Source organism: Tenacibaculum aquimarinum (assembly GCF_022478115.1).
Lineage (GTDB): Bacteria > Bacteroidota > Bacteroidia > Flavobacteriales > Flavobacteriaceae > Polaribacter > Polaribacter aquimarinum_A.
In genome coordinates, this window is record NZ_JAKGSC010000001.1 from 1095403 (window position 1) to 1121094 (window position 25692).

General features: G+C 31.2%; 24 protein-coding genes and 1 pseudogene. 15 read left to right on the forward strand and 10 right to left on the reverse strand.

The window, feature by feature from the left end:
• Positions 1–137: 137 nt before the first annotated feature.
• Positions 138–2747 carry a TonB-dependent receptor gene (locus tag L1S33_RS05105; protein ID WP_240561487.1) on the forward strand — a complete coding sequence of 870 codons (2610 nt, stop codon included), beginning with the start codon at positions 138–140 and terminating at the stop codon, positions 2745–2747.
• Positions 2748–2826: 79 nt separating this feature from the next.
• Here the strand turns inward: L1S33_RS05105 and L1S33_RS05110 are convergent, their stop codons facing one another.
• From L1S33_RS05110 to L1S33_RS05120, 4 genes and pseudogenes are all read right to left on the reverse strand, one after another.
• Complete coding sequence (locus tag L1S33_RS05110; protein WP_240550627.1) at positions 2827–3063, reverse strand: hypothetical protein; 237 nt, start codon at positions 3061–3063, stop codon at positions 2827–2829.
• A gap of 4 nt (positions 3064–3067) precedes the next feature.
• Positions 3068–4372, reverse strand: coding sequence for an anthranilate synthase component I family protein (locus L1S33_RS05115; RefSeq protein WP_240561488.1), 1305 nt, complete (start codon positions 4370–4372; stop codon positions 3068–3070).
• A 62-nt stretch (positions 4373–4434) separates the two neighbouring features.
• On the reverse strand, positions 4435–4563 hold the full coding sequence (locus L1S33_RS13175; RefSeq protein WP_262914334.1) for a hypothetical protein: 129 nt from the start codon (positions 4561–4563) through the stop codon (positions 4435–4437).
• A gap of 10 nt (positions 4564–4573) precedes the next feature.
• Positions 4574–4777, reverse strand: a pseudogene (locus tag L1S33_RS05120) (hypothetical protein); the annotation flags it as partial.
• Between L1S33_RS05120 and L1S33_RS05125 the strand changes: the two are divergent.
• Genes L1S33_RS05125 through L1S33_RS05140 form a run of 4 tightly spaced genes read left to right on the forward strand, consistent with a single transcriptional unit; the run spans position 4752 to position 6065 of the window.
• Positions 4752–5120: a 5-oxoprolinase subunit C family protein gene (locus L1S33_RS05125; protein ID WP_394801757.1), complete on the forward strand. Its 369-nt coding sequence runs from the start codon at positions 4752–4754 to the stop codon at positions 5118–5120. The pseudogene L1S33_RS05120 and the gene L1S33_RS05125 sit on opposite strands and share 26 nt — an antisense overlap.
• Before the next feature lie 43 nt (positions 5121–5163).
• Entirely contained in the window at positions 5164–5487 is a 324-nt protein-coding gene (locus tag L1S33_RS05130; protein ID WP_240561490.1) for a YtxH domain-containing protein, read from the forward strand.
• Between the two features lie 12 nt (positions 5488–5499).
• The gene (locus L1S33_RS05135) at positions 5500–5847 is read left to right on the forward strand and encodes a hypothetical protein (RefSeq protein ID WP_240561491.1); all 348 of its coding nucleotides are present in this window, start codon (positions 5500–5502) and stop codon (positions 5845–5847) included.
• Between the two features lie 17 nt (positions 5848–5864).
• Positions 5865–6065 carry a hypothetical protein gene (locus tag L1S33_RS05140; RefSeq protein ID WP_240561492.1) on the forward strand — a complete coding sequence of 67 codons (201 nt, stop codon included), beginning with the start codon at positions 5865–5867 and terminating at the stop codon, positions 6063–6065.
• A 115-nt stretch (positions 6066–6180) separates the two neighbouring features.
• On the opposite strand, the gene L1S33_RS05145 is transcribed toward L1S33_RS05140, so the two are convergent.
• From L1S33_RS05145 to L1S33_RS05160, 4 genes are all read right to left on the reverse strand, one after another.
• A complete protein-coding gene (locus L1S33_RS05145; RefSeq protein ID WP_240561493.1) occupies positions 6181–8622 on the reverse strand; it encodes a sodium-translocating pyrophosphatase in 2442 nt (813 codons plus the stop codon).
• Between the two features lie 113 nt (positions 8623–8735).
• Positions 8736–9260 (reverse strand): inorganic diphosphatase, encoded by a 525-nt coding sequence (locus L1S33_RS05150; protein WP_240561494.1) that lies wholly within the window; start codon positions 9258–9260, stop codon positions 8736–8738.
• An 87-nt stretch (positions 9261–9347) separates the two neighbouring features.
• Entirely contained in the window at positions 9348–11861 is a 2514-nt protein-coding gene (locus L1S33_RS05155) for a DUF5686 family protein (protein WP_240561495.1), read from the reverse strand.
• 70 nt (positions 11862–11931) lie between these two features.
• On the reverse strand, positions 11932–12912 hold the full coding sequence (locus tag L1S33_RS05160) for a pyruvate dehydrogenase complex E1 component subunit beta (protein ID WP_240561496.1): 981 nt from the start codon (positions 12910–12912) through the stop codon (positions 11932–11934).
• Positions 12913–13131: 219 nt separating this feature from the next.
• Here L1S33_RS05160 and L1S33_RS05165 point away from each other — a divergent pair, with 219 nt between their 5' ends.
• The 5 genes from L1S33_RS05165 (at position 13132) to L1S33_RS05185 (ending at position 18144) form a co-directional block, all read left to right on the forward strand.
• Positions 13132–13872: an electron transfer flavoprotein subunit beta/FixA family protein gene (locus L1S33_RS05165; RefSeq protein WP_240561497.1), complete on the forward strand. Its 741-nt coding sequence runs from the start codon at positions 13132–13134 to the stop codon at positions 13870–13872.
• Positions 13873–13998: 126 nt separating this feature from the next.
• A complete protein-coding gene (locus tag L1S33_RS05170; protein ID WP_240561498.1) occupies positions 13999–14952 on the forward strand; it encodes an electron transfer flavoprotein subunit alpha/FixB family protein in 954 nt (317 codons plus the stop codon).
• A 267-nt stretch (positions 14953–15219) separates the two neighbouring features.
• Positions 15220–15828: a bifunctional nuclease family protein gene (locus tag L1S33_RS05175; protein ID WP_240561499.1), complete on the forward strand. Its 609-nt coding sequence runs from the start codon at positions 15220–15222 to the stop codon at positions 15826–15828.
• A gap of 12 nt (positions 15829–15840) precedes the next feature.
• Positions 15841–17238, forward strand: coding sequence for a NupC/NupG family nucleoside CNT transporter (locus L1S33_RS05180; protein ID WP_240561500.1), 1398 nt, complete (start codon positions 15841–15843; stop codon positions 17236–17238).
• 81 nt (positions 17239–17319) lie between these two features.
• Positions 17320–18144, forward strand: coding sequence for a thymidylate synthase (locus L1S33_RS05185; protein WP_240561501.1), 825 nt, complete (start codon positions 17320–17322; stop codon positions 18142–18144).
• 61 nt (positions 18145–18205) lie between these two features.
• On the opposite strand, the gene L1S33_RS05190 is transcribed toward L1S33_RS05185, so the two are convergent.
• Positions 18206–18502 carry an isoamylase early set domain-containing protein gene (locus L1S33_RS05190; protein WP_240550613.1) on the reverse strand — a complete coding sequence of 99 codons (297 nt, stop codon included), beginning with the start codon at positions 18500–18502 and terminating at the stop codon, positions 18206–18208.
• Between the two features lie 656 nt (positions 18503–19158).
• Between L1S33_RS05190 and L1S33_RS05195 the strand changes: the two genes are divergently transcribed.
• The 5 genes from L1S33_RS05195 (at position 19159) to rsgA (ending at position 24571) form a co-directional block, all read left to right on the forward strand.
• Positions 19159–19986: a prephenate dehydratase gene (locus tag L1S33_RS05195; RefSeq protein ID WP_240561502.1), complete on the forward strand. Its 828-nt coding sequence runs from the start codon at positions 19159–19161 to the stop codon at positions 19984–19986.
• A 44-nt stretch (positions 19987–20030) separates the two neighbouring features.
• Complete coding sequence (locus L1S33_RS05200) at positions 20031–21173, forward strand: pyridoxal phosphate-dependent aminotransferase (protein ID WP_240561503.1); 1143 nt, start codon at positions 20031–20033, stop codon at positions 21171–21173.
• A gap of 2 nt (positions 21174–21175) precedes the next feature.
• Positions 21176–22027, forward strand: a complete 852-nt coding sequence (locus tag L1S33_RS05205; RefSeq protein ID WP_240561504.1) for a prephenate dehydrogenase — start codon at positions 21176–21178, stop codon at positions 22025–22027.
• A gap of 20 nt (positions 22028–22047) precedes the next feature.
• Complete coding sequence (locus tag L1S33_RS05210) at positions 22048–23130, forward strand: bifunctional 3-deoxy-7-phosphoheptulonate synthase/chorismate mutase type II (protein WP_240561505.1); 1083 nt, start codon at positions 22048–22050, stop codon at positions 23128–23130.
• Positions 23131–23626: 496 nt separating this feature from the next.
• Positions 23627–24571, forward strand: coding sequence for a ribosome small subunit-dependent GTPase A (gene rsgA / locus L1S33_RS05215; RefSeq protein WP_240561506.1), 945 nt, complete (start codon positions 23627–23629; stop codon positions 24569–24571).
• A gap of 36 nt (positions 24572–24607) precedes the next feature.
• On the opposite strand, the gene accD is transcribed toward rsgA, so the two are convergent.
• On the reverse strand, positions 24608–25465 hold the full coding sequence (gene accD / locus L1S33_RS05220) for an acetyl-CoA carboxylase, carboxyltransferase subunit beta (RefSeq protein ID WP_240561507.1): 858 nt from the start codon (positions 25463–25465) through the stop codon (positions 24608–24610).
• Between the last annotated feature and the right edge of the window lie 227 nt (positions 25466–25692).

Genomic DNA, 25692 nt, shown 5'->3' on the forward strand with positions numbered 1-25692 from the left:
AATATAATAAAATACTAAGTGTTTGTGTTGTTGAATTGTAGTATATGTAATTTTGTTTGGTTCAAATTCGTTTTTTTTTAATAATAACTTGCTTATGTTAATAATAATTTAAACATTTGTTTTAAACTTAATTAATTATGAAACGAAACAACTTTATTAGCAAATTACTTTTTGCGTTTGGTTTATTGCTTGTAACTACAGCAGTTGGGCAAACAATAACAGGAAAAGTTACTGATACAAATGGTGAGTCTTTACCATATGTAAATGTCATTGAAAAAGGTACTACTAATGGTACCACGACTGATGAGAATGGAGATTTCTCTCTTAATGTAAAAAAGATGCCTACAATAATTGTGGTGTCTTCTATTGGTTTTTCAGCTATAGAAAAACAAGTTACAAATACAAGTCCTTTAACTTTTTCGTTAGCGGAAGATAGTTTAAGTTTAGATGAAATTGTATTAACAGGTAACCGTTCTAAACCTAGAACTATATTAGATTCGGCAGTACCAATAGATAATATTAATGCAGCAGATTTAAAAACTACAGGTCAAACAAGTGTAGATCAGATGTTAACTTTTACAGTGCCATCTTATAACGCGAGTAACCAAACGGTTTCAGATGGAACTGCTCATTTTGATCCAGCAGATTTAAGAGGTTTAGGGCCAAGTAGAACTTTAGTTTTGGTAAACGGTAAGCGTAAAAACCAAAGTGCATTAGTTTATGTTAATGACACGCCTGGTAAAGGTGAAGTTGGAGTCGATATGAAAAGTATACCTACAGTAGCTATTGAAAGAGTTGAGGTTTTACGTGATGGAGCATCTGCTCAATATGGTTCTGATGCCGTTGCCGGAGTTATAAATATTATATTAAAGAAAAATGTAGATTTTACTGAAGTAAATGTTAATTCTGGAGTTACAAAAGAAGGTGATGGATTTAATATTGCTGGAGATGTAAATCATACATTTACTTTTGGAGAAGGTGGGTTTGTAAATACATCTTTAGGATTAAGTTACCAAGACATTACAAATAGAGCTGGAGAACCAGGAAAAGATGGTTTGTTTGGGGTTGATGATCAATGGACAAACGACAATCCTGCTTTAGGAATGACAATCGGTCAGCCTGAAATGAAAAAAGGAGACTTATTTGTAAATGCAGAAATGCCTTTAAATGATAACACTAAGTTATATGCATTTGGAGGTTTTAATATGAGACAAGGAAAGAGTTTTGCATTATACAGACCTCCATATTGGGTTCAAGATCCACATAATTTATTACACGAACCAGGAACAGAATACCAAGGTTTTCAACCAACTTTTGAAACAGATATAAAAGACTTTTTATTTACTGCTGGAAGTAAATTTAAATTAGGTGAATTTAATGCAGATGCTAGTGCCAGTTATGGTAGTAATTCAGTTGGCTATACAATTGGTAACACTCTTAACCCAAGTTTAGGTGCAAGTAGCCCAACTTCTTTTGATGCTGGAGCATATGCTTTTAGTAATATCATAGGAAATTTTGATTTAAGTCGTTCATTTGGTGATGTAAGTATAGGTTTAGGTTTAGAGGCTCGTCAAGAAAGGTTCGAAGTAACAGCAGGTGAGGAAGCTTCATATATAGATGGAGGTGCACAATCTTTTCCAGGATTACAACCAAGTAATGCTTTAAACGAAACTAGAACTAACATTGGTGGTTATGGAACTTTAGATTGGGATATAACAGATAAATTTTTAGTTAGTGGAGCGGCTCGTTATGAAAATTATTCAGACTTTGGAGGTAATACTTCTTGGAAACTTAGCTCAAGATATAAAATCGGAGAAGCTGGTGTTTTAAGAGCTTCATATAGTACAGGTTTTAGAGCTCCTTCATTACATCAAGTGTATTTAAGTAATGTGCAAACGTTAGTTTCTGGAGGTACAATATCTAATCAAGGAACTTTTAATAACGTAAGTCCTGTAATAAAAGATTTAGGCGTAGCTTCTTTGTTTGCAGAAACTTCTAAAAGTATTTCTGCAGGTTTAACAGTTAAAGCATCTAGAAATTTTACAATTTCATTAGATTATTACAATGTTAAGGTAGAAGATAGAGTTGTTTTTTCTGGAGAAATTGGAGGAACTGATGATAACGGAAATCCAAATGCAGCTGTTCAGCAAATTTTAGATGATAACAGCGTTACCAGTATTAAGTTCTTTATTAATGCAGCCGATACTAAAACTGAAGGATTTGATTTTACTTTACGTCAAAAGAACTTAGAGGTTGGCGCTGGTAAATTGGGTATAAATTTAGCACTTAATATTAATCATACTGAATTAGAAGGAGAGGTTAAAACTCCAGCTAAATTAGCAAATTATAGTAATGCTATTTTTAATAGAAAAGAACAATCAAGAATTATAAGTTCTAGACCAAATACTAAATTTTTGTTTGGTGCAGACTATAAAATAAACAAGTTTACAGCTAATTTAAATAACACTTATTTTGGTGAAGTAACTTGGATGCATGCTACAGATCCAGGAAAAGATCAAACCTTTCAAGGAAAAGTTATTACAGATTTATTTTTTGGATATGACTTAACCGATAAAATATCTATTAATGCACAAGTAAATAACTTATTTGATGTTTATCCTGATGTAATAGACACTAAAGGAGATGTTGTTACAGATTTAGGAGGTCGTTTTAAATATCCTTGGGAAGTAAACCAATTTGGATTTAACGGAATGACTTTTAGAGCTGGATTAACATTTAAATTTTAAACAATTAGAAACTAAAATAGAAAAGCTGTCTTTTTTAAGACAGCTTTTTTTATGTTTTTTAATCAGTTAAGTTTATCAATTATGAATTCTTTTTCAACCAAACCCTAATAGCAACTCTTAAAGATTGTTCAGGTCTTGGTAACGGAATAGTTTTTCCAAACTGTTTACTTCTATTAAATTTAGAAAAATTTGTTTTCAATTGTTTCCAGTCTAAAGGATATATTTTTAAAAAGGCATTAAACATATTTTGTTCAGTTTGTTTTTCTTTAATAGAATTAAAAACTGCTCTAAATTTTTCTTCTTGATCTATAATCATAATTCTATTTTGAATTTAGCAAAACGTATTTCATAGCTTTTGCCTTTAATAAACATTCTTCGTACTCTTTTTCTGGTGTAGATTTGGCTGTAATTGCTCCACCAACAGAATAGGAAACGTACTTTTTCTCTTCGTTATAAAGTATACTTCTAATAACTACATTAAAATCAAAATCTCCAGCAGGAGTAAAGTAACCTACAGTTCCAGAATATAAACCACGTTTGGTTTCTTCTAAGTTTTCAATAATTTTCATTGCAGAAACTTTTGGAGCACCTGTCATGCTTCCCATCGGGAAAGTTTCTTTAATAATATCTACAGGATGTGTTGTGTGTTCAACATCAGATACTATTGTAGAAACCATTTGGTGTACTTGTTTAAATGTATACACTTTACACAATTCTTCAACCTTTACAGAACCTTTTACAGCAGTTTTAGATAGGTCATTTCTTACCAAATCTACTATCATTACGTTTTCTGCTTGTTCTTTTTTATCATGTGCCAAATCAAAAGCAATTTTAGCATCTTCAACTTTATTAATTAACCTTTTCGCGGTTCCTTTTATAGGTTGAGAGATAACTTTTGTTCCTTCCTTTTTAATATATCTTTCTGGCGTTGCCGATAATAAATATTGATTTTCTAGCTTTAAGAAAGTTGCAAACGGAGGTTCGGAAATTTCGTTTAAATGCTGAAAAACTTCAAACGGATTAATACTTGTGTTTTCTGCATAAAACTCTTGACAAAAATTAGCTTCATAAATATCTCCTCTATGAATATGAGCAAGCATTTTTTCTACTTTTTTATGATATTCATCTTTATGAATACGAAGCTTTATTTTGATGTCTGAATTTGATTCTTGAATTATTGGATTGCTATACTGTATTATTTCTTCAAAATCTTCCTCAATTTCATCATCAATCATTCTTAAATAATGAAATTCAACAGTATTTCCTTTTATAAAAATTAATTTTTGAGGTTGAAAAAAATACAAATCAGAGAAGTCTAGGCCATCAAAATTTGAAGAAGAAAGTTGTTCTATATCATTTTTAACATCGTAAGAGATATAACCAAAAATATAATCTTTTGTGTACGATTGATATTCTTTCAATTTTTCGAAAGCACCATGATAATCGGTTTTAATAGAGGTGAATTCTTCAACAGCCAAACAACCATCAAACGAAGAATATTGCTGCTGGTAATTATTAGAATCTAACCAAACTATAGTTTCAAATTGTTGCGACCATTGGAATAAGCGTTGCTTAAATTCCGAAGGAGAATCAATTGAAAATGTTTGTATGGTTCTAATTGGCATTGGGCAAAAATAAGAAACCCGATAGAATAACTATCGGGTTTGCTTAAAATATAATTGAGAAATTAATTTGTTTCTTCTATTTCAATCTTTACCATTTTTTTTGTTTCTCCTTTAGAAGCATCAATTTTAAAATGAGCTTTACCATGAACACCTTCGCCTTTTAAAGCTTCAACTTCCTTTAATAAATTCATATTTGGTTGTTTAAACACCATCTTTAAGATATGTAGTTGTAATTGTAGTAATTGCCATTTCACTATTATCAACTTTAACTTCAATACGAACTTCTTCTTTATTTATGTGTGAATTATCAGAAGTATGTCCTCCTAAAATTGGAGCAATTACTGAACCGATTAAACAGGTTAATTTAATTAAAATATTCATTGATGGTCCAGAAGTATCTTTAAATGATGTTCAAAAACAGCAATTAGAAAAACAAATTTTCACAATCTCTAATGATAATAATCGAATGGGATATCGGTTAAATGAAACTATTGATAACGAATTAAGTTCAATCTTAACTTCCGCAGTCTTACCAAGAACGGTTCAATTAACACCTTCAGGAAAATTGATTATTCTAATGAGAGATTGCCAAGTTACAGGAGGTTACCCAAGAATTTTGCAACTAACAGAAACCTCAATAAATCATTATCACAAAAAACAACTAATCAATCGATTAAGTTTAAGTCGATTCTTATTTGAGTTAAGAATTATTTTTATTGAGTTAAGCTATACTCTGTATTTCATATAATTTTACAGTGTAGAAAATAAGTTTAACCATTTAAAATAAAAAGATGATTAATAATAGCAATACAGTAGTAGGTTTATTAGCAGGAACAGTAATTGGAGCAGCTTTAGGTGTTTTATTCGCACCTGATAAAGGAACTAAAACAAGGCAAAGAATATCTGATGAAGCTTTAGCAGCAAAAGATAAGATTTCAGAAAAAGCCTCTGAAGTTACAGATAGTGTAGCTTCTGCAGTTTCACAAAAAAAAGAAAGTTTAGACACTCAGTTAGATAATGTTGTTTCTAATGTAAGTCATAAAGCAGAAGATGTAATTACAATATTAGAGAGAAAGTTAAAAGATTTGAAAGCAAAGAGTAAGAAATTACAATAAACTGTTTAACAGATGAGTATTATTGATAACATAAGCGAAGCAGCGGATAAAGGAACGGAAACCAGTAAGGAATTTGTTTCTAAATCTTATGAGTATTCAAGGTTAAAAGTTTTTCAACTTGCAACTTTGTCTATGAGTATGGTTGTTAAACTATTTGTTATAGGAAGTTTAATTTCTTTAGGTTTTGTTTTTCTGTTGTTTTCTGCGGCAATAGCTTTGGGTAGTTATTTTAAAAATATAGCTTTAGGATATTTAACAGTAGGGTTATTTATGTTGTTACTTTCCCTTTTAATTTATTTGTTTAGAAAATCTATTGATAAGAAAGTAATTATAAAGATGTCTAAAATATTTTTCGATTAATTAAAAACTAACTAGTAATGAAAACATATAAAAGTTTTGACGAAATAAAAAGAGATTTAAGACAGTTGTCACTTGAAAAGCAAATAGCATTAGAGGAATTAAAAATTGTGAAAAACAATTTTGGGGAAATTATTAGACCAACAACTGTAATATCTAGTGTTTTAAAAATAGCAAGTAAATATGGTTTTTTAGTATTGGTTAAAAAGATATTAAAATAGATTTTCCATTTTATAGTAGTTAAATATACTGTATGGAAATTGATATTAAAATAAAAAAGCATCCAAATTTGGATGCTTTTTTATTTTGTCTCTTGATTTAAAAATAAATGAAAATTTAACTTTTTTTATTTATTTCAATTTTCACCATTTTTGTTGTTTCTCCTTTAGAAGCATCAATTTTAAAATGAGGTTTACCATGAACAACTTCGCCTTTTAAGGCTTCAATTTCCTTTTCAACTTCTTCTAAAGTCCCTTCTATAATTTCATCTTTAGTTGTTTCAATACCATCTATTACATATGTTGTTGTAATTGTTGCTGTTGCTATTTCTGAATCATTTGTTTTTATTTCAACTTTAATTTCATTTTTAGAATGAGCACCTTCAGAAGTATGTCCTCCTAAAATTGGAGCAATTACTAAACCAATTAAACACGTTAATTTAATTAAAATATTCATTGATGGTCCAGAAGTATCCTTAAATGGATCTCCAACAGTATCTCCAGTTACTGCAGCTTTGTGTGCTTCAGAACCTTTGTAGGTCATTTCTCCATTGATTTCTACACCAGCTTCGAAAGATTTTTTAGCGTTATCCCAAGCTCCACCAGCGTTGTTTTGGAAAATTGCCCAAAGAACACCAGAAACAGTAACACCAGCCATATAACCACCTAACATTTCTGCGATAGCTAAAGTATCCATTCCAAAAATCATTGGAACAAATGCAATTATTAATGGAAATCCGATTGTTAATAAACCTGGTAACATCATTTCTTTTAAAGATGCTTGTGTAGAAATTGCAACACATTTGTCGTATTCAGGTTTGCCAGTTCCTTCCATTATTCCTGGAATATCTCTAAACTGACGTCTTACTTCTTGTACCATTTCCATGGCAGCTTTACCTACAGCATTCATCGCTAAAGCAGAGAATACTACAGGAACCATTCCTCCAACAAATAACATGGCTAAAACGGGTGCTTTAAAAATGTTAATTCCGTCTATTCCTGTAAAAGTTACATAAGCAGCAAAAAGTGCTAAAGAAGTTAATGCAGCAGAAGCAATAGCAAAACCTTTTCCAGTTGCAGCGGTTGTGTTACCAACTGAATCTAAAATATCTGTACGTTCTCTTACAATTGGTTCTTGTTCACTCATTTCAGCAATTCCACCTGCGTTATCTGCAATTGGACCGAAAGCATCAATTGCTAATTGCATAGCTGTTGTTGCCATCATTGCTGAAGCTGCTAATGCTACTCCATAAAACCCAGCAAAAGCGTAAGATGCCCAAATCGCACCTGCAAATAATAATACTGAAGGAAAAGTTGAAATCATTCCTGTTGCTAAACCTGAAATAATATTTGTTCCTGCTCCCGTTGAAGATTGCTGAACAATTTTTAAAATTGGAGATTTTCCTAATCCGGTATAATATTCTGTTACTGATGAAATAACTGCACCAACAACTAAACCAACTAAGGTTGCATAGAAAACTCTCATAGAAGAAATTTCTTGCAAGCCTTCACCAAAGAATTCCATTTTCATAGTTTCTGGTAACATCCATTTACATAGAATAAAACAAGCAGCAGCTACCAAACCAATAGAAACCCAGTTTCCTAAGTTTAAAGCTCCCATAACTTGAGATTCTTTTGCGTCGTTGCTATTTATTTTTACTAACATTGTTCCAATCATTGAAATGATAATTCCAACACCTGCAATTGCCATTGGTAATAAAATTGGTCCAATTCCGCCAAAAGCATCAGAAATACTTCCACCCATATCTTTAATTACGTAGTTTCCTAGAACCATTGCTGCTAAAACTGTTGCAACGTACGAGCCAAATAAATCGGCACCCATACCAGCAACGTCACCAACATTGTCTCCAACATTATCTGCAATTGTAGCAGGGTTTCTTGGATCGTCTTCTGGAATACCAGCTTCAACTTTACCTACCAAATCTGCACCAACATCGGCAGCTTTTGTGTAGATTCCTCCACCAACACGTGCAAATAAAGCAATAGATTCAGCTCCTAAAGAGAAACCTGCTAAGGTTTCAAGAACAACTGTCATATCCATTGTGTTTGTCCATGTACTATCCATGAAAAACCAGAAGAAAAAGATGAAAAAAGCTGTTAAACCAAGTACTGCTAAACCAGCAACACCGAGTCCCATAACAGTTCCTCCACCAAAAGATACTTTTAAAGCATTTGGTAAACTTGTACGAGCAGCTTGTGTAGTTCTAACGTTTGTTTTGGTAGCTATTTTCATACCAATATTTCCTGCGAAAGCAGAAAAAATGGCTCCACATATAAATGCAATTACAATTAAATAACTTGTTGTTGGAACAAAAAACGCTACAATTGCTAGTAATACACTTACAATTACAACAAAAATAGCTAGTAGTTTATATTCTGCATTTAAAAAAGCTAAAGCTCCTTCGTAAATGTGGTCAGAAATTTCTTTCATTTTGCCGTCTCCAGCATCTTGTTTCATAACCCACTTTTGTTTCACAAGCATGTAAAGTAATCCAATTACAGCGGCTGCAATTGGCATCCAAATCATCATTGATTCCATATATTTTATGTTTTGATTAGTTTTTAACGTTCGTAAAAGTAATGAAATAAATAACAAAAAAAACCCTTATAATTATATATAAGGGTTTTTTTATGGGTTTTTTTTGCGAATTTCTAAATTTTGAAGTCTCCTGCTGCTTTATGTTCACTATTGTCATAACGTTCTATGCATTCTTGAACTATTTTATAAGCTTCTTCTGCATTACCCCAACGACCAATGTTTACTTTTTTCTTTTCTAAGTCTTTATAAACTTCAAAAAAGTGAGTTATTTCATGAATACGGTGTTGATTGATGTCTCCGACATCTTTTTTAGAGTTCCAAATTGGATCTGACATTGGTACGCAAATAATTTTCTCATCTGGACCTTTTTCATCTGCCATATGGAATACTCCAATTGGCTTTACTTCAACTACACACATTGGAATTGTTGGTTCGTGACCTAACACTAAAACATCTAAAGGATCACCATCTAATGCTAATGTTTCTGGGAAAAAACCATAATCTCCAGGATACATCATTGAAGAAAACAACATTCTGTCGAAACGAATTTTATGTAAATCAAAATCGTATTCGTATTTATTTCTACTTCCTTTAGGAATTTCTATTAACACATCAAATGTCTTTGTTTCTTTCATCATTTTTTATTGTTTTTGTTACCAGTAAATATGGTGCAAAAGTATGAAATTATAAATGTTAATAGTATTAATTAGATGTTATTTTTCAGGTTATAATCCTGGTCTAATACCTATTCTAATAGCAAATTTAGGTGTAGGTGTTGCAATTGAACCAACAGGAGGCCTGTAATTACTTCTCCAAATAGCGTCAACTCTTAAAAAACGAAGGTTTCCATATCCAATATTTTCTAATCCAAAACCATATTCATAATATAATTTTTTTGGAGTGTTGTAGTTTATGTCTGACCTATTAATATCTCTATTTTCTTCAGAAATTGAACCATAAGCAGCTCTAAAGGTTATTAAACTTCTAAGTTTTAATTTCTTTAAAAGTGGAACTCTGTTTAAAATAAAACCATTAAAATGATGCTCAAAATGACCAGCTAAATATTCATCTGTAACAAAATCGTAATAATTTAATAGTGAAAAGGTATTACGAACTAATGATAAAGATTGGTTTGCTGGAACTGGACTTAATAAACCAATAGGCACAGTTCCAAAAGTTTTACCACCTTCTAGTGTTGCATCTAATAAACCAAATTTACCTAGTAAAATAGGTTGTGTATATAAGAACTGTAACTTATCGTAAGAAAAACTTCCGTTTAAAAAATCTTTATACCCGTGTTTATAATTTAAAACTAGTGTTGGGAAAATATTTCTTCCAAAACGTTGAGAAACACCTAAACCATAAACAAATCTTCCTGGTGTATATGAAAAATATATGTCAGATGTTACATTTGTTAAGTTAGATTGTATTACTCCGTTTTCGTCTAGATAATTCATGTTAAAATTTTCTGGACTTGCAGATTTTATGGTTTCATATGTGAAATTTGTACCTACGTGTAAGTTTGGTGAAATAGCAAAATCAAAATTTCCAGCAGTTTTTTCTACATCAGATAAGAAAAAATTATTTCCTCTACTAAATAATGCTGTTGTTCCAAATGAACGCCCAAGTAGTTGAGTTGTGTTTAAGAGAACACTACCTAATTGTTCTATATCTTTTTGATAAGCTAAACTTGTTGTTATTCTGGGTTTGTATGATAATAGATAACTAGCTTCACCACCATATTTTAATCTTTTATCTTTAAAACCGTAGGCTAAGAAACCGTTAAATCTAAATCTATCATCTGTTGTTGTAAAATTTCTAAACCCAACACGTGTTCTAAAACCTTCTACTTCGTTGCTAGAAAAAGCAGTCCACATTGGTCCAAGTTGCCAGTTTTTACCAACGCTAAAATAACCAGTAGTTACTGTATTTATTAAACCTGTTAGTTTTTTTATCTTACGTTTACCTTTTACGTTTTCTATTATTTTATAAGTTGCTTTATCATCTTCATTTTGTTTTCCTTCCCAATAATCATCAGGTTTTGTGAATTGATCTGGACGATATTTTTCGACACTATTAGCGTAAAATTCTTTGGATAAAGGTTTATTTAAAATGTAATTTTCAAACTTTTCGGTTTTTTTAATTGTTAAACCTCTGTTGCTTTCATTTTTATCTAGGAATGTAAAATCTCCCTCATATTTATTTGTTGTTGGAATATATAAACTGTCGTTTTTAACAGTAAACTCTTTTTCCATCGTAAGTCCACGAACAAAATTTAAGTTAATGTTTTTATTAACTTTCATTCTAATTTTAGATAATGAAAAGTTTTTGCTGTCTACTAAGAAGTTTCCTTCAAATGCTAAATCTTCATTTCTTAGAGGGAAGTAATAGATGTTGTAGTATTTTTTGTCATTTCTAGTAATGCTGTCATATAATACGTAATCATACGTTGCAAATCCATCTGAAGAAAGTGGGCTAACAAAAGATTTTCTAAGTAAAGTGATATTGTTTTTAAAAACATCTATGTTCCTAAACGTAAAAGACATTCTATCGAAAACAAAACCTTTTGTAGTAAGACCTTCTTTTTTCTCGGCCTCCATATCTTCTCTTAGAAGATTGTTTACGTTGTCTCCGTATATGTTTTCAACTGTTTCTGTAATGTTTATTGGAATGTAGTAATTAATACCATCACTATCGTATTTTACATTGTCCATGGCATCTTCATACTGGTTAGCAAAAAGACTTCTTAGAAAAACAGTGTCAAGATTGTTAAGACCTAACTCTATTGATGAATGTTTTTTATATTGATAATAATTTGCCAAGTCTAACCCGTTTCGGCGTTTTCTTTTCCAAATTTCTTTAAGAATCCTAAATGCAGGGTTTTCTTTTTTCTTTAGCCTTTTTTTAGGTTTGAAAACAACTACAACTTCATCTAATTCATTGTTTTCTTCTTTTAAAACTATTGTTAAATTATTTCTTTTAGGATTTATTTTAACATCTCTAGTTATATAACCAACAAAAGAAAACTCAAGAGTACCACGCTTTTTTTTGTTTTTTAGAGTAATGTTAAATTTACCGTTATCGTCGGTAGTTGTACCCATTGTTGTTCCTTTTACTATAACATTTACATAAGGAAGCGGCTCGTCTTGTTCATCAACAACTTTACCTTTTAAGGTTAATTGTGCGTTTACTCCTAAACTAAATAAGGCGAAAAATAAGAAAATTATGTAATTCTTCATTTAGGTGTTTTTACAATAAAATCCTTTTAGCGTTGGCTAAAAGGATTTGTTTCAACATTTATTGTTGCTTTTATTTTTTGTATAAAACTTCTTTTACAGCTTTAACAACATCATTTGAGTTTGGTATCCATTTCTCTAATAAAACTGGAGAATATGGAGCAGGAGTATCTGCTGTAGTAATTCTTTTTATAGGAGCATCTAAATAATCAAATGCTTCATCCTGTATTCTATATGTAATTTCTGTAGAAATACTACCAAATGGCCAAGCTTCTTCTAAAATTACCAATCTGTTAGTTTTCTTTACAGATTCTATTATTGCATTATGATCCATTGGTCTTACAGTACGTAAGTCAATAATCTCTATAGAAATACCTTCTTTTTCTAATTCGTCTGCAGCTTTGTATGCTTCTTTTATGATTTTTCCAAAAGAAACAACAGTTACGTCTGTTCCTGCTCTTTTTATATCTGCAACTCCAATTGGTAAAACATATTCACCTTCAGGAATTTCCATTTTATCACCATACATTTGTTCGCTTTCCATAAAAATAACTGGATCGTTATCTCTAATAGCGGCTTTTAATAACCCTTTTGCATCATAAGGGTTAGAAGGTACAATTACTTTTAAACCTGGAGTGTTTGCAAACCAGTTTTCAAAAGCTTGTGAGTGTGTTGCTCCTAATTGACCCGCAGAACCAGTAGGTCCACGAAAAACGATAGGACAGTTAAACTGACCACCACTCATTTGTCTTATTTTTGCTGCATTATTTATAATTTGGTCAATTCCTACAAGAGAAAAGTTAAATGTCATGTATTCTACAATTGGTCTATTACCGTTCATGGCAGAACCAACTGCAATACCTCCAAAACCTAATTCAGCAATTGGTGTATCTATTACACGTTTTTCACCAAATTCATCCAACATACCTTTAGATGCTTTGTAAGCACCATTGTATTCAGCAACTTCTTCCCCCATTAAGTAAATGCTTTCATCTCTACGCATTTCTTCACTCATTGCTTCGCAAATTGCTTCTCTAAATTGAACCGTTTTCATAAATTATTTCTTTGTTGATGTTTAGTTGTTTGTTTCGACTTACAAAAATAAGAAAATTTATATCATTTTTTCTCGGTTCATTAGACTATTTTATTTGTTTGCTGAAAACGAAAACGATTTAGTTAGGGATTTAAATATCAAAAATTTACTATGCATGCATAGTAAATTAGAAAAAAGGTGTATCTTCGCAGCACTTATTTTTAAATAAATCTTATAGATATGAAAATATTAGTATGTATTAGTCACGTACCGGATACCACTTCAAAAATTAATTTTACAGATAACGATACAAAGTTTGATACAAACGGAGTTCAGTTTGTTATAAACCCATATGACGAGTTTAGTTTAACACGTGCAATGTGGTTTAAAGAAAAACAAGGAGCAACTGTTACTGTTGTAAATGTTGGAGAAGCTTCAACAGAACCAACATTACGTAAAGCTTTAGCTATTGGAGCAGATGATGCAATTCGTGTAAATGTAAACCCAACAGATGGTTTCTTAGTTGCAAAAGAATTAGCAGCAATAGTTAAAAACGGAGGATATGATGTTGTTTTAGCAGGAAAAGAATCTGCAGATTACAACGGACAAATGGTCCCAGGAATGTTAGCTTCTTTAGTAGATTTTAACTTTGTAAACGGTTGTGTAGGAATGGAAGTTGACGGAACAGCAGTTTCAGCAACTCGAGAAATTGATGGAGGAGAAGAAAAAGTATCAACTTCATTACCAATTGTTATTGCAGGTCAAAAAGGTATAGTTGAAGAAAAAGACTTACGTATTCCAAACATGAGAGGAATTATGATGGCTCGTAAAAAACCTTTAAATGTTGTAGAATCTTCTGGTGTAATAGCATCAACAGAAACACAATCATTTGAAAAACCAGCACCAAAAGGAGCAGTTAAGTTAGTAGATAATGTAGATGATTTAATCAACTTATTACACAACGAAGCAAAAGTGATTTAATTGTTAAATTAAATCATTCTGAACTAGATTCAGGAAAAAAGAATTAAAATAATTTTTAGAAAAGTTTTTTAGAAAGAATCTAAAAAATCCAACAATCTAAAAATCCAATAATCTAAAATAAAAAATATGTCTGTATTAGTTTTTGCCGATTCATCGGAAGGAAAATTTAAAAAAACAGCTTTTGAAGTTGTTTCTTACGGAAAAAAAGTAGCAGAAGAGTTAGGAACTAATTTAGTTGCTTTAACAATAAACGGAGGAGATGCGTCAGAATTATATGCTTTTGGAGCTGAAAAAGTTTTAGAAGTAAAAAACGATCTTTCAACTTTTAATGCAAAAGCTTACGCTTCAATCATTAACCAGGCAGCAGATGCACAAAGTGCAAATGTTGTAGTTATAGATTCTAGTGTAGACGGTTTGTATGTTGCGCCAATGGTAGCAGTAGCAATGGATGCTGGTTACGCATCTAACGTTGTAGCCTTACCAAGTTCAACAGCACCATTTACAGTAAAAAGAAAAGCATTCTCTAACAAAGCATTCTCTAATACTATCGTTTCAACAGAAAAGAAAGTAATTGGAATAGCAAAAAACTCTTACGGAGCGCATGAAAATGCAGTTTCAGGAACTGCAGAAGCATTTAGCGCTAATGTACCAGAAATGGGTGTGAAATCAGAAAGTGTAGACAAAGCAACAGGTGTAATTACAATTGCAGATGCAGATATTGTAGTTTCTGCAGGTCGTGGATTAAAAGGTCCAGAAAACTGGGGAATGGTAGAAGAATTAGCATCAGTTCTTGGAGCAGCAACAGCATGTTCTAAGCCAGTATCAGATTTAGGATGGAGACCACATAGTGAACATGTTGGGCAAACTGGTAAGCCAGTAGCGTCAAACTTATACATTGCAATTGGTATTTCTGGAGCAATTCAGCATTTAGCAGGTATTAACGCATCAAAAGTAAAAGTAGTAATCAATACAGATCCAGAAGCGCCTTTCTTTAAAGCTGCCGATTACGGAATTGTTGGAGACGCTTTTGAGTTTGTACCCCAATTAATAGAAAAATTAAAAGCATTTAAGCAGGCGTAGTGTATTTTGGACGTTCCTTTTCGGGTCCGCAGTTTCCGCAATATCTTTTTTAGCTGAGAAAAATTAGCAAAAAAAAGATGTCGCTTCAATCGCTAACGCAAGGTGTACTTGCAAACTAATAGAAAACCTTAAAGAAAAGTATAGTCTTTAAGGTTTTTCTTTTTAAGAAAGTTTTAAAACCCATAAATTTTAGTAAATTGTGCCGCAGAATAATACTGATTTTAAGCACTAATTTTTAAACAGTATTTCTCATTTTAAGAAAGATTAATGAGCCTTATAAAACTTACCATTAAAGGGATTTCTTACAGCCAAACACAAAGTGGAGCCTACGCTCTAGTGTTAAGCGAGATAGAAGGAACAAGAACATTACCAATTATAATTGGCGCTTTCGAAGCACAATCTATAGCCATAGCTTTAGAAAAAGAAATTCGCCCGCCAAGACCATTAACACACGATTTATTTAAAACATTTGCAGATAGATTTGAAATAAATGTCAAGCAAGTAATTATTCATAAATTAGTAGATGGTGTATTTTTTTCTAGTTTAATTTGTGAAAGAGATGGTATCGAAGAAATAATCGATACAAGAACTTCAGATGCAATTGCATTGGCAGTTCGTTTTAATGCTCCTATTTTTACTTATGAAAATATTCTAGACAAAGCAGGTATTTATCTAAAGATAGAAGAAGAGCTTTTTATGGAAGAAGATTTAGAGTCGGAAGAAATTGAACTCCAATTAGAAGAAGAAATTAGCCAAGAAAGTAGTTTTTCTAACCTAACTTCAGAAGAATTACATCAACAATTAAACGATGCTGTTGCTAATGAAAACTACGAGTTAGCAGCAAAAATTAGAGACGAAATTAGCAAACGCTCTTAATAATATTTATTTATGAAAAAACTAGTTCTATTACTATTTTGTCTTGTCTCAGTTTCAGCATTTTCTCAAGAAACAACAGAAATTACATCTCAAATTATACCAAGTCAAGGATTTTCTATGGGAAGTTTATGGCGAGGAGTTTTAGGAATGGTAGCGCTTTTAGTAATCGCATTCCTATTTAGTTCAAATAAAAAAGCCATAGATTGGAAAACAGTTGGTTTAGGTGTAGCATTTCAATTAATAATTGCAATTGGAGTTTTAAAAGTGCCTTTTATACAAGGTATATTTGAAACAATTGGAGGTGTTTTTGTTAGTGTCTTAGACTTTACCAGAGCAGGAAGTAAATTTTTATTTGAAGGATTAGTTGTAGATATGGACAAATTCGGATTCATTTTTGCATTTCAAGTATTACCAACAATTATCTTTTTCTCAGCATTAACATCATTGTTATTTTACTTAGGTATTATTCAAAAACTAGTAAAAGTATTAGCTTGGGCATTAACTAAAGTATTAAAAATTTCAGGTGCAGAAAGTTTATCGGTTGCAGGAAATATTTTTCTTGGACAAACAGAAGCTCCTTTGTTAATTAAAGCATATTTAGAAAAGATGAATAAATCTGAAATGCTTTTAGTTATGATTGGTGGAATGGCAACCGTTGCAGGTGCTGTTTTAGCTGCTTACATTGGGTTTTTAGGAGGAGATGATCCTGCATTAAGATTGCATTTTGCAAAACATTTATTAGCAGCGTCAGTTATGGCAGCGCCAGGAGCAATTGTAATTTCTAAAATATTATATCCCCAAACAGAAGAGGTTAATACAGATGTAAAAGTTTCTACAGAAAAAATAGGGTCTAATGTATTAGATGCTATTGCAAACGGAACAACAGAAGGTTTACAATTAGCAATGAATGTTGGAGCAATGTTGTTAGTTTTTGTAGCTTTTATTGCAATGATAAACGGAATTTTAGGTTGGTTTGGAGATGTAACATCTTTAAATACTTGGATGGCTGAAAACACAGCTTATGAGAGCTTTACTTTAGAAGCAATTCTTGGTTATATTTTTGCACCATTAATGTGGTTAATTGGAGTTGCAAAAGAAGATATGGCTCTAATGGGACAATTATTAGGAATTAAGTTGGCAGCAAGTGAGTTTGTTGGTTATATACAATTAGCAGAATTAAAGAATGTAGCTTCAGCAACACATTTAACCTATAATAAATCTATTATTATGGCAACATATATGTTGTGTGGGTTTGCAAACTTTGCATCTATTGGAATACAAATAGGTGGAATAGGTTCTTTAGCTCCAGGACAACGTAAAACCTTATCAGAGTTTGGAATGAAGGCTTTAATTGGTGGTACAATTGCATCATTAATGTCAGCTACAATTGCAGGAATGATAATTGGTTAATAACTTATTAATATTATTTAGAAGAGCATCGGTTAAATAAGCCGATGCTTTTTTATTTTTACAAAAACCTTATAGCATACAATGAAACAATATCACGACTTAGTACAACACGTTTTAGAAAACGGAAACGAAAAAGGAGATAGAACAGGAACGGGAACAAAAAGTGTTTTTGGTCATCAAATGCGATTCGATTTAAGCAAAGGTTTTCCAATGGTAACTACTAAAAAGTTACACTTAAAATCTATTATTTATGAACTGTTGTGGTTTATAAAAGGCGATACAAATATTAATTATTTACAAGAAAACGGTGTGAAAATATGGGATTCTTGGGCAGATGAAAATGGAGATTTAGGTCCTGTTTACGGGCATCAATGGCGTAATTGGAATAGCGATGAAATAGATCAACTAAAAGATGTAATTGCTACTTTAAAAACCAATCCAAACTCTAGAAGAATGCTAGTTTCTGCATGGAATCCTTCAGTTTTACCAGATAATTCAGTTTCCTTTTCAGAAAATGTAGCTAACGGAAAAGCAGCGTTACCGCCTTGTCATGCATTTTTTCAGTTTTATGTAGCTGATGGAAAATTGTCTTGTCAATTATATCAAAGAAGTGCTGATATATTTTTAGGAGTTCCGTTTAATATTGCTTCCTATGCATTATTTACAATGATGATAGCTCAAGTTTGTGGTTATGAAGCAGGTGAATTTATACACACTTTTGGAGACGCTCATATCTATAGCAATCATATAGAGCAATTAGAATTACAATTGTCTAGAGAAGTTAGAGAGCTTCCGAAGATGAAAATAAATCCAGAAATTAAAAACATAGAAGACTTTACTTTTAAGGACTTTGAGTTGGTAGATTATAATCCACATCCACATATAAAAGGAAAAGTAGCTGTATAAAAAAAAGAGTTTTCTAATAATAGAAAACTCTTTTTTTCTTTTTCATAACATTAATTATATGTTATAAATTTAATAGACTGTTTTCTGCTCCAGCATAATCATTCCAAGCTAAACCATCAGCTTCTAATTCATTTATATAAGCACCGTCAACTAAGTATCTAAATTCATAAGAACTACCAGATTCTAAATTTACAGTTCCTTTAAAAGATCCGTTTTTTAATTTCTTTAAAGGTGTAGCTTTATCATTCCATTCATTAAAGCTTCCTATTACCGCTACTTTTTTAGCTTCTTCTGCAGGTACTGTAAAAGTTACTTTACAAACTGGTTTGCTTTTTAAAAATTGTTTTTTAATTGACATAATAAATTGTTTTAATTTATAAAGCAAATTTATGGAGGCTCTTTTGATAGATACTAATTATTTTATATAAATTAAAAAGAATTATTAGTAGTTAAAAAATAAGGCTATAATTTTCTATTTCATTTAAAAAAGAGATAGTAATTTTAGTATTAATTTAAAAACGACTACTTCCTTTCTCCTTGATTTTCAGTGTTTTTACTTCGAAAACGTATTCGTAACACTCACTTTTTACGTAAAAAAGACTTAAAAACGTCAATTTTTTAAAATTGTGATGTTTTTTTTGAAAAGTAAAAGAAAACTATGTTTTATAGATAATAAACTGAAAGCTGAAGCTTGCTCATGTTTTGTTAATCAAGTTTTTAATAGAAAAAGATTGTTAAAATAGATATACTTTAAAATTGGCAACTAATTGAAATCAGATTTTACAGAATTCATAAAAAGTTGTAATCTTTTACCAAAAGGTTTGTTTATATCAATTTAATCTTTAGATTTGTTGCTCAAACAGAGAGAATTAAGATGTTAAATACTACTTGGACACGTTTCTATTTTTACTTTTATTTTTACAATAAGAGGAGAGGCTTTGTATCATGTTGTTAAAACAATAAAAAAATATATAAAGTCTCGAATTTACTTCGAGGCTTTTTTTTTGATTAAAAATGAAAAAGGTAATTGCTATTCAAGGAGCAGAAGGCTCAAATCATCATAAAGTTGCTCGCGACTTTTATGGAACGTCAATAGCATTAAAAGAATGTATGTCTTTTGATGTGTTGGTAGATAGTTTGTTAGACGGTTCTGCAACTCTTGCTGTTATGGCTTTAGAGAATACAATTGCGGGTTCAATTATTCCTAATTATGCTTTAATTGATAATAACAATCTTCATATAGTTGGAGAAGAATATTTAAATATTCATCATCATTTAATGTGTTTAAAGGGTCAGGAATTTAAAGATATTAAAGAGGTTTGGTCGCATCCAATGGCATTGTTACAATGTAAAGAGTTCTTCAAAAAGCATCCTCATATTAAATTAGTAGAAGATGTAGATACAGCTGAAGTTGCAAAACGAATAGCAAATAAAAAATTGAAAGGAATTGCTGCAATTGCACCAAAAATAGCCGCAGAAATATTTGATTTAGATATTATTGAAGATGAAATTCAAACAATAAAAGATAATTCAACAAGATTTGTAATTGTTCAGACAGAAGAACCAAATAACGGAATAGATCAAATTAATAAAGCGTCGTTAAAATTTCAATTAAATCATAAAAGAGGAAGTTTAGCAGCAATATTAAATGTGTTAAGCGATTGTAAAATGAGTTTAACAAAAATTCAATCGTTGCCAGTTATAGAAAAACCTTGGAAGTATTCATTCTTTGTAGATGTTACTTTTGACGATTATAAAGAATATAAAAAAGCAGAGGCAATTTTAATGATAATGGCAGAAGAATTTAAAATACTAGGAACCTACAAAAACGGCAGAAAATAGCGAAGCTATCCTGAATGAGTTTCAGGATTTTATTATAAAAAAGGATGATACAACCAGCTAAAAGATTAGATACAGTTCAAGAATACTATTTCTCTAAAAAATTAAGAGAAGTACGTGGTTTAGTAGCTGCAGGAAAACCAATTATTAATATGGGAATTGGGTCTCCAGATTTACAACCACCGGCAAAAGTTTTAGAAGCAATTTCTGATAGTTTGGGAGATGCAAGCGCACATAAATATCAATCATATCAGGGTTTACCGGAATTAAGAAATGCAATTTCAACTTTTTATAAAAACAAATTTTCTGTAGAATCTAATCCGGAAAATGAGGTTTTACCATTAATGGGAAGTAAGGAAGGAATTATGCATATTTCTATGGCTTTTTTAAATGAAGGCGATAAAGTTTTAATTCCTAATCCAGGTTATCCAACATATACTTCAGTTACAAAATTAGTAGGAGCAGAACCACTTTTTTATAATTTAAGTTCAGAAAGTAATTGGCAGCCAAATTTTGAGGAATTAGAAAGTCAAGATTTAGAAAATGTAAAAATTATGTGGGTAAATTATCCGCATATGCCAACAGGAACAAATGCAACATTAGCAACGTTTAAAAAACTGGTTGCCTTTGGTAAAAAGCATAACATTTTAATTATAAATGACAATCCATATAGTTTTATTTTAAATGATAAACCTATTAGTATTTTACAAGTTGAAGGCGCAAAAGACATCGCTTTAGAGTTAAATTCATTAAGTAAAACCTTTAATATGGCAGGTTGGCGCGTTGGTATGTTGTTAGGTAATTCAACGTTTATTAATGAAGTTTTAAAGGTAAAATCTAACATGGATTCAGGTATGTTTTACGGAATTCAAAAAGGAGCAATTGAAGCTTTACAACTATCTGACGATTGGTTTTTAAAGCAAAATAAAATTTACGAAGAACGAAGAAATCTAATTTGGCAATTAGCCGATAAATTAGAAGCAACGTATAATAAGAATTCAACAGGATTATTTGTTTGGGCAAAAATTCCTGCAGGAAAAAAATCAGAAGAAGTTACAGATTCGGTATTATATAATAACGATATTTTTATAACACCAGGAACTATTTTTGGTTCACGAGGAGAAGGATATATTCGTTTTTCTTTATGTGTAACAACAGCTGTAATTAAAGAAGCAATATCAAGATTATAGGTATGAAAAACATTTACTTAATTGGTGTTGGTTTAATTGGCGGTAGTTTTGCCATCGATATAAAAAAGAACAATCCAGAAACTGTAATTTACGGAATAGATGCCAGTGAAGATCATTTAGATAAAGCGATAGCATTAGGTGTAATTCAAGAAAAAGCAGTTTTAGATGATATTGAAAAAGCAGACTTGGTAATTGTGTCAATTCCGGTAGATGCAACGGTAAAATTATTACCAATTATTTTAGATAAAATATCAGATAATGGTTTAGTAGTAGACGCAGGATCCACAAAAGAAGCAATTTGTAAAGCGGTTGAACATCATCCTAGAAGAAGAAATTATTTAGCATGTCATCCAATTGCAGGAACAGAAAATTCTGGACCAACAGCAGCCATTTCTGGCTTATACGTTGGTAAAACGAATATTATTTGCGAAGTTGAAAAGACAACTTTTAAATTACAAGAGAAAGCTTTAAAGCTTTTTACCGACATTGGAATGCGTATTAGATACATGGATGCAGTTTCGCATGATAAACATATTGCCTATGTTTCGCACTTATCTCACATAAGCGCATTTATGTTAGGTAAAACAGTTATAGATAAAGAAAGAAATGAGCGCGATATTTTTGATATGGCAGGTTCAGGTTTTGCCTCAACAGTTCGTTTGGCAAAAAGTAGTCCAGCAATGTGGACACCAATTTTTGAGCAGAATAAAGAAAATGTAATAGAAACATTAGAAGAATACATCAATAATTTAGAACATTTTAAAAAATTGATGCAACAAGATAATTTCTCCGAAATTTTTAACGAAATGGAGAATACAAATTATATAAAACAAATATTAAACGGCATAAATTAAAAGCCAAAACAAGTAGAAAGATGAAGAATACAAAAGAATTAAGAACATGGTTGGACGATATGAAATTAGATCATCCACTAGTAATAGCAGGGCCTTGTAGTGCAGAAACCGAAGAGCAGGTTTTAAAAATTGCACACGAATTAAAAGATTCTGATGTAAATTATTTCCGTGCAGGAATTTGGAAACCAAGAACAAGACCAGGAAACTTTGAAGGAGTTGGTGCGTTAGGTTTAAAATGGTTACAAAAAGTAAAAGCAGAAACAGGAATGAAAACCTGTACAGAAGTTGCAAATACAGCACACGTAAAGTTAGCTTTAGAGCACGATATCGATTTATTGTGGATTGGTGCACGTACAGCAGTTTCTCCTTTTATTATGCAAGAATTAGCAGACGCTTTACACGGTACAGACAAAATTGTATTGGTTAAAAACCCAATAAACCCAGATTTAGCTTTATGGTTAGGCGGTATTGAAAGATTATACACTGCAGATATTAAAAATTTAGGAGCAATTCACAGAGGTTTTTCTACGTATGAAAAAACTAAATATAGAAATACTCCAGAATGGCAAATTGCAATTGAATTTCAGAACAGATTTCCAGATTTACCATTAATTAACGATCCATCACACATTACAGGAAATAGAGAAATGATTTTTGATGTTTCTCAAACAGCTTTAGATTTAAATTTCGATGGTTTAATGATAGAAACTCATTACGATCCAGACAACGCTTGGTCAGATGCTGCACAGCAAGTAACACCAACAAAGTTGAAGCAAATAATGGAAGACCTAAAAATTAGAAAAGAGACAGATACAGAAGCAGAATACCAAACCTCGTTAGATAATTTAAGAGCTCAAATTAACGTTGCAGACGATCAATTAATTGAGTTGTTAGGTAAAAGAATGAAAGTTTCTGACCAAATAGGTGCTTTAAAGAAAGACAAAAACGTTGCGGTTTTGCAATCTAAACGTTGGAACGAAATTCTTGGAAACATGATTTTAGAAGGTGAGAGTAAAGGTTTAAGTGAAGAATTTGTTTTAAAAATGTTTAAAGCAATTCACCAAGAATCAATCAATCATCAAGAAAAAATTATAAAAGGATAATAATTTCATAAAATTATTATGCTGAACTTGTTTCAGTATCTAAAATAGAAACCTTCAAAATTTAATATTTTGGAGGTTTTTTTGGGCGTTACCTTTCAGGTCGGGCTTTTCGCTATATCTTTTTTCTGAAAAAGAAAAAAGGATGTCGCTTCAATCCTTAACGCAGGCTTATTTATAAACTAATTATTTTTTAATAAACAAAGAGTAATTTATAAACAATGTAATCAATGCGTAATTGAAACTACGACATCTTGAAGGTTTGTCGTAGAATTTGCAATGAAGTTGTCGTAAAATTTTAAGCTGTTTGAGCGTAGCGAGTTCTTAAAATTTAGACAACGAATAATAAATTCAGATAAATATTCAGTAGTCTAGATTTTTTTGTTTCTTTTTTCATCAATGGAAAAAAGATAGAAGAAGAAAACCTTTTTTCTCTTAAAATAAAAAATCACTGGAAACCACACCAAAGTTTTAGTTAAAATTCAGCATCTTTGTAGTAATGACAGGAATCGTATACAAATCTACAGGAAGTTGGTATCAAGTAAAAGCCGATAACGGAGCGTTTTATAACTGCCGTATGAAAGGGAAATTCCGATTAAAAGGAATTAAAAGCACAAATCCAATTGCGGTTGGAGATGTTGTAGACTTTGAACTAGAAACCAAAAACGATGAAGAAACAGGTGTAATTAATAACATCCATAAGCGTAAAAACTGTATTGAACGAAAATCTGTAAACTTATCTAAGCAAACCCACGTAATTGCGTCTAATATAGATCAAGTTTTTTTGTTGATTACCATTAACAATCCACCAACATTTACCACATTTATAGATCGTTTTTTAGTCTCAACAAGAGCCTATAGAATAGATACCATTTTAGTTTTTAATAAAATTGATAGCTACCAAATAGAGGAACGTGCAGAAATTCTATATTTAAAAGATGTATATGAAGCTATTGGTTATAGATGTGTAGAGGTTTCTGCCACACAAAATAAAAATGTAGACACTATAAAAGAAATGATGACTGGTAAAACATCTATGTTTGTTGGTCATTCTGGTGTTGGTAAAACTACTTTGGTAAATGCAATTGAACCAAGTTTAGATTTAAAAACCAAAGCAATTTCTGAACAACACAAACAAGGGCAACATACAACAACCTTTGCCGAGCTTTTTGAATTAAGTTTCGATGCTAAAATTATTGATACACCAGGAATTAAAGGTTTTGGAGTTGTAGATATAGACAAAGAAGAACTAGGAGATTATTTTCCTGAGTTTTTTGCCTTAAAAGAACATTGTAAGTTTAATAACTGTATACATGTAAAAGAACCTAATTGCGCCGTAAAAGACGCATTAGAAGAAGAAACAATTTCTTGGTCTCGTTATAAAAGTTACCTGCAAATTTTAGAAGGCGAAGAAGAACATTACAGAACCGATATTTGGGAATAAAAAAAACCGAAGCAATTTTGCTTCGGTTTTTTTTGTTTATGCTCTAACAGGTTGGTTTTGTATTAAATCTATATACAAATTAACTTGTTTTTTTAATTCTTTACGTTCGTAAATGGCATCTAAGAAACCATGTTCTAAAACAAACTCAGAACGTTGGAAACCTTCTGGTAATTCTTTACCCGTTGTATCTTTTACAACACGTGGTCCAGCAAATGCAACTAAAGCATTTGGTTCTGCAATATTAATATCTCCTAACATTGCAAAAGATGCAGTTGTACCTCCGGTTGTTGGATCTGTACATAAAGAGATATATGGTAATTGAGCTTCTGCTAATTGTGCTAATTTTGCAGAGGTTTTTACCAATTGCATTAATGAAAGTGAAGCTTCCATCATACGTGCACCACCAGACTTTGATACCATTAAAAATGGTAATTTATTTTTTATTGCGTAATCTATAGCTCTTGCTATTTTTTCTCCAACTACAGATCCCATAGAACCACCAATAAAAGCAAAATCCATAGAGGCAATAACTAAATCTTTTCCGTTAGATTTACCTACAGCAGTTCTAACAGCATCTTTTAATCCTGTTTTTTTCTGTGCAGCTTTTACTCTTTCTGGATATTTTTTTGTGTCTTCAAACTTTAAAGGGTCTTTAGATGTTAAGTTTTCATCTAATTCGGTAAACTTATTATCGTCGAAAAATAATTCGAAATATTGTTTACTTCCAATTCTTACATGGTAACCGTCTTCTGGACTTACATATAAGTTTTCTTTAAGTTCTTCGGTGTCTATTACTTTTCCACTTGGGGTTTTATACCACAAGCCTTTTGGAGTATCTTTTTTATGTTCTGTAGGAGTTTGAATCCCTTTATCTGTACGTTTAAACCAAGCCATAGTTAGTTTGTATTTGTTCTTATTTATTAAATATACCTTTTAATTTTATAAAAAGTGCCGACTACAAATGTAAAAGTTTTTTATGAACTACAATTCTTTCTTTACTATTATCTCTGCGTTAAGGATAGAAGCTTTGTCTGAACTCATAAAAAAAGCATTTTGATGTTTTTCAAAATGCTTTTTTTATAGTGAGTGCGGATAGCCTGACTTTAATACTGAATGCTTTC